The sequence below is a fragment of the Abyssicoccus albus genome (assembly GCF_003815035.1).
Taxonomy (GTDB): Bacteria; Bacillota; Bacilli; order Staphylococcales; family Abyssicoccaceae; genus Abyssicoccus; species Abyssicoccus albus.
In genome coordinates, this window is the sequence record NZ_RKRK01000003.1 from 153,991 (window position 1) to 165,235 (window position 11,245).

General features: G+C 35.4%; 12 protein-coding genes and 1 pseudogene. 1 reads left to right on the forward strand and 12 read right to left on the reverse strand.

The window, feature by feature from the left end; all coding sequences use genetic code 11:
• Positions 1–190: 190 nt before the first annotated feature.
• From EDD62_RS05895 to EDD62_RS05940, 10 genes and pseudogenes are all read right to left on the reverse strand, one after another.
• Positions 191–898, reverse strand: a complete 708-nt coding sequence (locus EDD62_RS05895; RefSeq protein ID WP_123807914.1) for a Crp/Fnr family transcriptional regulator — start codon at positions 896–898, stop codon at positions 191–193.
• Between the two features lie 64 nt (positions 899–962).
• The gene (locus EDD62_RS05900; protein ID WP_123807915.1) at positions 963–1,196 is read right to left on the reverse strand and encodes a heavy-metal-associated domain-containing protein; all 234 of its coding nucleotides are present in this window, start codon (positions 1,194–1,196) and stop codon (positions 963–965) included.
• 43 nt (positions 1,197–1,239) lie between these two features.
• Positions 1,240–1,539, reverse strand: a complete 300-nt coding sequence (locus EDD62_RS05905; protein WP_123807916.1) for an iron-sulfur cluster repair di-iron protein, ric — start codon at positions 1,537–1,539, stop codon at positions 1,240–1,242.
• Positions 1,540–1,586: 47 nt separating this feature from the next.
• Positions 1,587–1,820, reverse strand: coding sequence for a heavy-metal-associated domain-containing protein (locus tag EDD62_RS05910; protein ID WP_123807917.1), 234 nt, complete (start codon positions 1,818–1,820; stop codon positions 1,587–1,589).
• Between the two features lie 193 nt (positions 1,821–2,013).
• Positions 2,014–3,867, reverse strand: a complete 1,854-nt coding sequence (locus EDD62_RS05915; RefSeq protein ID WP_123807918.1) for a heavy metal translocating P-type ATPase — start codon at positions 3,865–3,867, stop codon at positions 2,014–2,016.
• 192 nt (positions 3,868–4,059) lie between these two features.
• A pseudogene (locus EDD62_RS09340) lies at positions 4,060–4,188 on the reverse strand (group II intron reverse transcriptase/maturase); the annotation flags it as partial.
• A 686-nt stretch (positions 4,189–4,874) separates the two neighbouring features.
• Positions 4,875–5,492 (reverse strand): CadD family cadmium resistance transporter, encoded by a 618-nt coding sequence (locus EDD62_RS05925; protein ID WP_123807919.1) that lies wholly within the window; start codon positions 5,490–5,492, stop codon positions 4,875–4,877.
• A 78-nt stretch (positions 5,493–5,570) separates the two neighbouring features.
• On the reverse strand, positions 5,571–7,979 hold the full coding sequence (locus tag EDD62_RS05930) for a heavy metal translocating P-type ATPase (RefSeq protein WP_123807920.1): 2,409 nt from the start codon (positions 7,977–7,979) through the stop codon (positions 5,571–5,573).
• The gene (locus tag EDD62_RS05935; RefSeq protein WP_123807921.1) at positions 7,972–8,337 is read right to left on the reverse strand and encodes an ArsR/SmtB family transcription factor; all 366 of its coding nucleotides are present in this window, start codon (positions 8,335–8,337) and stop codon (positions 7,972–7,974) included. Before EDD62_RS05935 ends, EDD62_RS05930 begins: the two co-directional genes overlap by 8 nt.
• A 569-nt stretch (positions 8,338–8,906) precedes the next feature.
• The gene (locus EDD62_RS05940; RefSeq protein ID WP_123807922.1) at positions 8,907–9,443 is read right to left on the reverse strand and encodes a hypothetical protein; all 537 of its coding nucleotides are present in this window, start codon (positions 9,441–9,443) and stop codon (positions 8,907–8,909) included.
• A gap of 218 nt (positions 9,444–9,661) precedes the next feature.
• Between EDD62_RS05940 and EDD62_RS05945 the strand changes: the two genes are divergently transcribed.
• Complete coding sequence (locus tag EDD62_RS05945; RefSeq protein WP_282957925.1) at positions 9,662–10,060, forward strand: GNAT family N-acetyltransferase; 399 nt, start codon at positions 9,662–9,664, stop codon at positions 10,058–10,060.
• A gap of 177 nt (positions 10,061–10,237) precedes the next feature.
• Here the strand turns inward: EDD62_RS05945 and rpsI are convergent, their stop codons facing one another.
• A complete protein-coding gene (rpsI, locus tag EDD62_RS05950; protein WP_077139662.1) occupies positions 10,238–10,630 on the reverse strand; it encodes a 30S ribosomal protein S9 in 393 nt (130 codons plus the stop codon).
• A gap of 18 nt (positions 10,631–10,648) precedes the next feature.
• The gene (gene rplM, locus EDD62_RS05955; protein ID WP_077139661.1) at positions 10,649–11,086 is read right to left on the reverse strand and encodes a 50S ribosomal protein L13; all 438 of its coding nucleotides are present in this window, start codon (positions 11,084–11,086) and stop codon (positions 10,649–10,651) included.
• Positions 11,087–11,245: the final 159 nt, after the last annotated feature.

Here is an 11,245-nt window from a genome sequence, read left to right on the forward strand (position 1 = left end):
AATTATGTCATCTTGGTAAAATAAGTGCCAAATAAGGAGCCATTTTTCTTTTTTTGTAGATAGACATTGTTAAACCAACAAAATTAGCAATCCATTTTATATGCTAATTGGATTGCTAAAAGGTTTGTTATTTTATGTTTTGTACTATTAAACTTAACCAGTTAGATGATGGCACGCTACTCTCTTATATTTATTCAGTATGAAGTAACAATTGATCTAAATCCATTATTTTAATTTTCTTTTTCGGTAACTGTTTAATCAATCCAAGTTCTTCTAGAGTAGTAAACTTACGGCTGATTGTTTCTGGTGTGGTACCAAGATACGAGGCTAAATCCTTTTTGGACATTGGTAAGATAATCGTTGGACTATTGCCGCTTCCCTTTTCAACATTCTCAGCTAAAAAGGATATAATGCGGGTTTCTACATTTTCAATCGCTACTTGTGTGGTTTGTTTTTCAGAATCCTTCAAACGCATCGTTACTTCTGACAGTATTTTTAATGAGATCTGCGGATATTCCAACAAATACTCTTGTAAATCCTCTCGTTTAATTAAACAAATGGATGTATTTTGTAGTGCTTCCGCATAGTTCTCATGATTACTTCCAGGTTGGAAAATGGCGACTTCACCTGTAAAATCACCGGGATTTAAAATGCGAACAAGTTGTTCTTTTCCAGAATCCGATAAGCGGTAAATCCGAGCTTTACCTGAATTGATAATATATAAGGTATCATCTTTCTCACCTGCACGGAATAACATTTCCCCTTTTTGTAGATGAAGTGTCTTCGCAGATTCCGCAATCAAATCCATTTGTGAGTCTTCCAGATGGTTGAAAATGGGAACAATACGAATACATTCTGCATGTCCATGTTGGCGATGACAACATTGGTTTTGTTCCAAAATAACCTCTCCTTTTTATGAAAAGCCTAAGAGGGCATCTTAGGCTTCCTTTCTATTCACTCGATTAAGCAGGTTTTACCTTTGATTTGACAACAGGATATCCTAAGTCTTCAATTGCCTCTTCGATATCGTTAATAACGACTACTTCTGAATCAAAATCTACTTTTACTTTACTAGCATTGAACATTACCTTCAAGCTATCTTGATTCACACCGTTTATTCCTTTCACCGCATTTTCAATCTTTTGCATACAAGATGGGCAAGATAAGGTTTCTAATTGAATCGTTGCTTTTTGCATAAATCATTTCTCCCTTCATTTTTTAACTGTTTTTGGGTTACTTTTAAGCCTGATATGCTTTATCTACTTCTGATAACATTTCGTAGGTGCCTGCATATGTTTCACATACATCTCCAGGAATGGCGTAGTTGTTTGTGATTTTTCGTAACTGAGCAAATTCAACATCCAAGTCTGGTTTGTTTGTACCAGCATCTTTTACCTTTTTACTGAGTTTTTCAAATAGTTCACGTACTTCAAAGGCTTCTGGATGGTTCTTACCATGGGCCCGTGTAATCGCAGTAGTGTATAAATCCAGTTTGTCAAAATGGTTTGTTATTACTTCGTTAAATGTTTGTTCAGACATTATTATTTCCCTCTTTCTATATATAATTTTTGTTATGTGTGTTTGTCTTAGGCAGATTTTACTTTTGATTTAACAACGGGATATCCTAAGTCTTCAATTGCCTTATTAATATCGTTAACGGTGATCGTTTCTGAATCAAAATCTACTTTTACTTTACTGGCATTGAATAATACTTTTAAGCTATCTTGATTAACCCCATTTAATCCTTTCACTGCATTTTCAATCTTTTGCATACAAGATGGACAAGATAATGTTTCTAATTGAATAACTGCTTTTTGCATGAATTATTTCTCCTTTCATCTTATCTTTGACTTTTTTGTTTTCCCTTTTCTTCTTTACAGTTTAAGTATAGCTGAGGTTCTACGAAATGAAATTGACGCAAATCAAGTTTTAAGAAAAAAGTAGGGGAGTATTTTGTTCTTCCTGCCTGAATACTTCCCCTTTATCATTCGTCAAGACCGCTTTCTATTAAATTTATCCTCTCAAACGGTATCGAAGCAATCTCATACCATTCAAGATGACTACTAAGATACTTGCTTCGTGAACCAACATCCCGATTGACATATTCATCCATTCACTAAATAGTAGGCTAGCAAGTAAGACTAATACCACACCAACTGCTATGATGATGTTCTGTTTCATGTTTCTTGAAGTTAATTTTGTTAAGCCTAATGCGTGTGGTAAACGACTAAAGTCAGAATTCATTAAAACAGCATCCGATGTTTCAATTGCAACATCTGTTCCACTTCCCATTGCGATTCCGATATCTGCTAAGGCTAATGAAGGACTATCATTCAGTCCGTCACCGACAAAGGCAATAAGTTGGCCTTTTGCTTGCATTTTTTCAATATATGCGGATTTTCCTTCTGGAAGCATATGACCGTGTGCTTCTGTTAATCCAAGTTCTCGAGCAACTAAATCTACGGTTCCTTGGTTGTCCCCTGAAAGAACGACTAGGTTTTTGACTCCAAGTTTTTTTAGGTTTTGAAGATCTTTTTTAACACCTGGACGGATTTGATCTCGAATACCCATCAGAACTTTTAATTCTCCGTCAACCGCAGTTAACACAAGAGAATTCCCATTTTTCTCAAAGCGTTCGACGTCTTTTTTAGCTTTTTCGCTTAATTTCACATTTTCTTTTTCCATTAAAGCTACGTTACCAACGGCTATACGATGAACACCTATTTTTGCTACAATTCCGCCACCTTTAACGACTTCGGTTTCTTCAACAGTATAGAAAGTTGTCTCTCCAATATCCTGTAAGACAGCTTTTGCTAGTGGGTGGTCCGATTCGCGCTCCACACTTGCTAAGTATCCTAGAATTTCTTCAGTGTTGTTGCCGTAAAATTCTTTTTCGGCAACTTCAGGGTTTCCTACTGTCAATGTTCCCGTTTTATCAAAAACGATAGTATCTACTCTGCTAAAGTCATTGATAACTTCACTACCTTTTAGGAGGACACCATTACGTGCACCGTTTCCGATACCGGCAACGTTGGATACAGGAACCCCGATAACTAATGCACCTGGACATCCTAAAACAAGAATCGTGATAGCTAGTTCAATATCTTTTGAGAATAGCCAAACAATAAAACCAAGGACTAAAACAGCTGGTGTATAATATTTAGAGAATCGATCAATAAAACGCTCTGCTTCTGATTTGGAATCCTGTGCTTCTTCCACTAATTCGATAATTCTACCAAATGTTGTATCTTCCCCTACACGATCAGATTGAATTTGAATCGTTCCATTTTCTAAGATTGTTCCCGCAAATACTTCAGAATCGACCTTTTTGCTTACTGGAACAGACTCTCCGGTAATACTTGCTTCATTGATGTGACCTTCACCTGTTAACACGGTTCCATCTACGGGGACTTTTGCACCCGTTTTGACTAATAAAATGTCACCTTCATCTACATCATCGACATCAATTTCTTCAAATTCTCCATTTTCCATTTGCTTTAAAGCACTTTCTGGTGCCAGCTCTGTTAATTCTTTAATGGCAGAACGTGTTTTGTTCAAGGTACGTTGCTCCAAGTAAGAACCAAATAAGAATAAGAAAGTAACGATGGCTGATTCCTCATAATTTTGAATCAATACTGCCGCAATTACTGCAATGGTAACTAAAACATCAATACTGACAACTTTTACTTTTAATGCCTGAAAGGCTTGAATCGCAATTGGTGCTACACCAAGAATAGATGCAATGATGAGCGACCAATTGAAAATGGCCATGTTGTCTAAGGAAAATCGTCCGAAGAATGCAAGTGCAATCAAAATTGCACTGATCAGTGTAATGGAATTCTTTTTACTTAATATATATCTTTGCATGTTGATCCCCTCCAATTTCATTTTCATTTGTATTACTTGTTGATGACTCTAGTATAGGATGTTTCTATGAAATAAAAATTGATTAGGATCAAGTTCTATTGTAAAAGTGAAAAATTAATCGAGTAGGAGGGAGCGACTAACCTCCGACCTCTCACACCACCATACGTACGATTCCGTATACGGCGGTTTCATTTAGGTCCAACGCATGGTCTGATATAGCTTGGATAGACTCTTCAACCCTTGCTCTAACCAATATTGGTTGCCAAGGGCTCTAGACAAGATGGGGCTCTTGGCTATACGCCAATACGCCTTCCTTGAATTTGCCTATTCCCACGCTTTTCCTTTCCAGCATTTCTAAAGCTTCCTTTTTCATCTCATAGTATCTTGTCTTTCCGATAAACAGCTGAGGATAAACAACTTCATCACAGTATCTGGAACCATCGTTACGCCTCTTCATGTACTTTAATTCTATTAATTTCTGTTCAGCTGGATCAAGTGATTCCACTGCAAAAATTAATGTATCTAACCATTCGCTTGCTTGAACAGATTTTAGTGCAAATTGCTCTGTTTTACTGTAATTAAGAATTGAAATAAAGACTAAATTATTAATTTTCTATTTGATAGAAAAAATATCTGGACTAAAGAGAAAATATGTAATGATTAGTATACATATTACCAAAATTGTAATAAAAAACATATTTAATTATAAGATTATTTGTCATTTCTATTACAAAAAAGAAGCACTCTCCAAAAAAGTTGGAAAGTGCTTGTAATCGTTGATACATTAACATTTTGAGAACTGTGGTGAACGACGAGCGCCTTTAAGTCCTGATTTTTTACATTCAAAAAACTTTAGGATTTCGTACAGTTGTATAAACTGTCGTATACGTTGATATTAAATAATCAAAAGGGACTCTTTTTTATTAAATCAATTATCTGTTCTTAAACTAAAGCACCAAATAGTTAAACAATGAAAAAGTTATCCTTTATGATTTAGATTTGCCAATTCAAAAAAGAAATGAAATCAGAGCATTAAATGTTCCATTTTCAAACAATATATAAATCCCTAACCCAATGAATACAATAGGTACAATCCAACGTTCATATTTCTCAATTTTTTCTGATATAAAATCTAAGGAAGCTAAGCGATAACTGACATAACATAAAACAGCAACCATAATCAAAAAGACAATAACAGCAATAAAGATTTCAGACATATTTAAGGTCGTGAAGTACGGTATATAAATCGAAAAGTCATCCGCACTGGAAGCCAATACGATGAAAGTCATCGTCAAAAATAATTGATTAAATTTCCCAGAGGAGAATAAGGATAAAATACTACTTTCATCTTGCTCCTCTTCTCCTTTAATCCATATTTTCACACCTAAGTAAAGTGGTAAAAGTCCAAGTAGTCCGATAACCCATTGCTGCGGAATTAAATTCACAATCCCCTGTGCAACTAAAAGACTTGCTCCTATCACAATTACAGTCCCTATATATTGTCCTATCCAAATATGTTTTACCTGACCTTTTTTTACTTGCGAAAACAAAAGAATTAATATGACGAGATAATCAATTCCTGTTGCTACATATACCGCAGCTGCAGTCAGTATCGTTGCGATCATTTTTCCACCTCCAATATTTTAGGGTAGGACTTTTCTTCAAATTGAAAAGCCCTTCCGTAAATTTCACACATATAGTACCTATTTATCCTTCACTCTCATCAGTCGTAAACTATTTAATGCTACCAAAATAGTAGCTCCCATATCGGAGAGAATCGCAATCCAAAGGGTTAGCCAGCCTGGAATAACCAATAGTAAGGCAATTACTTTAATTCCGATAGCAAAAATGATGTTAGCTTTGATGATATTTAGCGTTTTTCGACTGAGTCTTACTGCAAATGGAAGTTTGCTTAAATCGTCTCCCATTAAGGCAATATCAGCTGTTTCGATTGCAGTATCTGTACCAGCACCGCCCATTGCTATTCCAACAGTGGATGCAGCAAGTGCAGGAGCATCATTAACGCCATCGCCAATCATAGCTACGTTACCATGCTCCGATTGCATTTTTTTAATAAAATTTAATTTATCCTGTGGCATCAATTCGGATTGAATATCAGATACGCCTACGTGTGCACCAATTGCATTTGCGGTACCTTGATTATCACCAGTTAGCATTATTGTTTGCTTAATTCCTAACTGGTGAAGTTTTTGAATCACATTTTTGCTTGTTTCACGTACTTCATCTGAAACGGCAATTACACCGAGGATTGTTTGTTCCGTTCCAATGATCATGGCTGTTTTTCCTTGATTTTGTAGGATTTTCACATTGTTTTCAAACTCAAGACTAAAATCGGAAACATTTAATTCCTTAAAAAGTCTGGGACTACCAATATAATAAGTTGTTCCGTTTACAACCCCTTTTATACCTCGCCCAGTAATCGAAGCGAAGTCTTCCACTTGCACATTCGAATAAGGAATATTATCTTGCTCAGCCCTCTGCATAATTGCTGAAGCAAGTGGATGTTGTGAACGATATTCTAAAGCTGTAATAATGGAAAATAGCTCTTTTTCTTCCACTTGATTATTTAATACTTTAAAATCTGTTACCGCAGGTACACCTTTTGTCAGTGTTCCTGTTTTATCAAATGCGATTGACTTGATGGCTCCCAATTCCTCCAAATAGGCACCACCTTTAATCAACACACCTTTTTTAGCAGCATTTCCAATTGCCGAAACAATCGAAATTGGAGTAGAAATTACTAATGCACAAGGACACCCAACTACAAGTACTGCTAATCCTTGGTAAACCCATGTATCCCATCCTCCACCAAAGAATAAAGGTGGAACTACTGCAACCAAGGCTGCAATAACCATAATGATCGGAGTGTAATATTTTGCAAACTTATCTACGAATGCTTGGGCTGGAGCACGCTCCCCTTGTGCTTCTTCAACAAGATGAATGATTTTGGCAATGGTTGTATCCTCTACATATTTGGTGATTTTTACTTCAAGTAATCCCTCTTCGTTAAGCGTACCTGCAAATACTTCATCATCTACTGTTTTGGAAACAGGGACTGATTCTCCTGTTATAGCTGCCTGATTGACAGCCGACAGGCCATTAACAACTAGCCCATCCATGGCAATTTTTTGCCCTGGCTTAACAATCATAATATCGCCTACAACAATATCATCTACATTGATCGTTATTTCCTGACCATTTCGTCTAACAAGTGCTTCTTTTGGGGCAATATCCATCAATGAACGAATGGACTGTCTTGCTCTGTCCATAGAGAAACGTTCCAGAGCTTCACTGATTGCAAATAGAATGACAACAATGGCCGCCTCTGCCCATTCACCAATGATGGCAGCTCCAATAACGGCAACTGTCATCAGGGTTTTCATGTCGAAATCAAAGCGTATCAAATTTTGAAAACCAACTTTAAATAGTGAATATCCGCCAATTACAATTGAACCTACAAATAACATGGAAGTTACGAGGTTATCTTCTCCATTTACAAAGTGAGAAAGGTAACCAAAAGCAATTAGTAATGCGGCAAACAGTAATGTACTATGTTTTTTATAAAATGGTATTTTCTCTTCTTTTTGAACCTTGTTGTCCTCTCTGGTCTCTTTTGTCGTTTGATTCGCCAGTTTTTCAGGAAATACTTTAAGATTCTCGAAAGCACCTGCTTTTTCAAGATCTTCAACCGATGCATTTCCATATATATCAATTTTGGAAGCGCCAAAGTTCACTTTTGCATCCTGAACTCCAGCTAGTTGTTTTACATTTTTTTCAAACTTCCCAGCACAGTTTGCGCAGGAAAATCCCTCCACACGGTAAACATTTTTATCTTCAACAGGTTCGACCCGTCTTCTTGATTTCTCTGGTACCACTTTAAGATTCTCGAAAGCACCAGCCTCTTCTAGTTCTTCAACGGTTACATTTCCAACTACATCAATTTTAGAAGCTCCAAAATTGACTTTAGCATCCTGTACTCCTGGTAGTTGTTTTACATTTTTTTCGAATTTCCCTGCACAGTTTGCACAGGAGAAACCCTCCACACGATAAACATTTTTATCTTCTGTTAAGGTTTTTGCTGTATTATCCAATTTTCATAGCCTCCTTCTGATGCTCGATAGCTTTTTCTACGAGCTGTTTAACATGCTCATCATCCAGTGAATAATAGACTAATTTTCCTTCTTTGCGGTATGTTGCTATACCTAAATTTTTCAATAATCTTAAATGATGGGATGCCGTAGCCGTTGAAGATTCAATGATATTAGCTACATCACAAACACATAACTCTCCCTCTAAAGACAAAACATAAGCAATTTTAACTCTTGTATCATCTGATAGAGCCTTAAAAACTTTCGCTACATCCATAAGATTCTGTTTAGCAAGATCTTTTTTAGCCCTGTTTACCTTATCTTCATGAATACAGGTAACTTCACACATATCTTTTGTCATAATTATCCTCCTTATTCAAATGACTGTTTGTTTGATGATTATAATATAACCTACTATAAGCAAATAGTCAAATGATTGTTTGATTGAGATTATAATATAACTTACTATAAACAAATAGTCAAATGATTGTTTGATTGAGATTATAATATAACCTACTATAAACAAATAGTCAAATGATTGTTTGATTGAGATGTAATTAATATTACAATAAAAAGGATTGGTTTCTAATGTTAGAAACCAATCCTTTCGGAGATTTTAACCAAATTTTAAAGTATCTTAAACATAACTGCCCGTTAGTTTAAGTAGACTTTATCACAAACTTTTTATAATCATTCAATAAAAGGTGATGTTAAACTTAGTCTCCATTAGTATATGACTTTTCAGATCCATCTATTTGAATTTACTGACCATGTAAAAATTCTCTTCCAGATTGTATTTGTTCTTCGATAAGATAATCCTCTAACTTTCCGTATCTTGATGCTTGCGTCAAAGATATACCCAATCCTTCTACAAGTAGTTGAGGGCCAAAATTACTTGCTATTACATTAAAACAAGTAATCCTCAAAGCCTTACGGGGTGAAACCAGATAAATCCTTTACCTTTCTCAATATGAAACGGTTATTAACAGGTTTATCCCCATAAATCATTGTTGAGTTGGAGCTTATTATTAAATGTGTTTTATTATTTGCATTTTTAATATTCGTTCTTAATTTTGCATATTCATTTATCAATGTTATCTCGTCTTCAGATAAATAGACCGGCGGTCTATCCTTAAAATGAATCACCTTTCTATCTATATCTAAATCTGTCAGTTTAATTTCTTTAATCATCTTCGAAGATAAACCATGATAAAAACAGAAAGAGCTTAGTAGACATTCTAAAGGTTGTTCAAAAAGATTACTTTTTATTGTTTTGGCTACTTTAATTTGTTCCTCAAAAGTTAAAGGCTCAATTGTTGGAGGTAATTCTCTAGATTTAATATCTAAAATCGGTATATGCGTTATAATTCTTTTTCTTCTAGCTAATTTGAATAACACTAATAAATCCTTTCTTACAATTTCACGTTGTTTAGGTGTTAAACTAAGGAGAAATGTATGTATATCCACTTGTTGTACAGTATCCCCATGATGTAAGATGACTTTTATTCTCTTGAAGCCAACGCACTAATCGTACAAAAATTTCCATATCCGTCTTTACGGTTAACAAAGATAATGGAGTTCTTGCTTGAAACTTTAATTGCCTCTTTCTTAATTCCATCCGTTCCTTAAAATATATTTCTAATAGACGCTTAAATCCGTTCGAGATTGTTTTTATTAACCTTGTTATACTTGAAAGAAGATTTTGGTCTTCATTAAAAGTAAGAAGATCTTCTTTTAATAAAAAGTTGATTGAAAAAGACCAGACAATTGGTGTCATTGTATTGTTACCTACACGCCCTAACACATTAGAAATAATTAATATTGCGATTGATCCAAACTATCAAGGAAAAGGTTATGCTAAGAAGTTACTTAAATTTGCTATAAATAATACAAAAAACAAAGGGTTTAAACATATTGAAATCGGTACTGCTAATTCAAGTATTAACCAGTTAGCTTTATATCAGAAGGTAGGATTCAGAATTAATTATATCGACAAAGATTTTTTCTTAAAAAACGATCATGATGAAATTTATGAAAATCATATACAAGCTATTGATATGATTAGACTTCATATGGATATTTAATAAATATATTTAGTCTTAATAACTATGAAGGGCATTAGTCATGAAAAGATTATAAAAAAGCACCTCTCGAATATTTTCGAGAAGTGCTATAGACGTATCTTCAATTGAACACAAATTGCTGTCGCAATTTGCATACCAAATCTGTAAGCGAATAAACTCGCAACAGCTTTGGCAATATTAACGTTTTGAGAATTGTGGTGAACGACGTGCGCCTTTAAGACCTGGCTTCTTACGTTCTTTCATACGTGGGTCACGTGTTAACATACCCGCACGCTTTAATACACCACGATGTTCAGGATCAGCTTGTAATAAAGCTCTTGCAATCCCATGACGAATCGCTTGTGCTTGACCAGTGAATCCACCGCCGTGCACGTTTACGATTACATCGTAGTTTCCTTGAGTTTCTGTTAAATCAAATGGTTGATTTAAGTCTAAAATTAATGATTCAAATGGTAAGTACTCACGTACGTCACGCTTGTTAACAGTGATGTTACCTTCACCAGGAACTAAGCGTACACGTGCTACTGAGCTCTTACGACGACCTGTACCTTTGTATTCTACTACTGCCATAATGTGTACCCTCCTCTATTAACCACGTAACTCGTAGTTTTCTGGTTTTTGTGCAGCGTGTGGATGCTCGCTACCCGCATATACGTATAATTTCTTCGCGATCGCTCTACCTAACTTGTTGTGAGGTAGCATTCCTTTAATAGAATTCTCTAATAAACGCTCAGGATTTTTCTCTCTTAACTCACCTGCTGAGATTGATTTCAATCCACCTGGATGTTGAGAGTGACGATAGTACATTTTGTCCATCGCTTTATTTCCTGTAAATTCAATCTTATCCGCATTAATGATGATGACATTGTCACCAGTATCAACGTGTGGTGTGAAAGTCACTTTATGCTTACCGCGTAAAAGTGCTGCCACTTCTGTAGACAAACGACCTAACGTTTGACCTTCTGCATCAACAACGAACCATTTACGTTCGATGTTTGATTCATTCGCCATAAAAGTTTGACGCATGGTGTATTCCTCCTTCAATTCCGTACATTAAATGTATCGATTCATTCATTTTTTATTCAATTCGCTTGAGTCTTCGTTTCATATATCATGTTACACAATAAGTTTCCGGGGCTTATCGTGGGGTGATATAAAACAATACCGTTAACTATCATATAATTT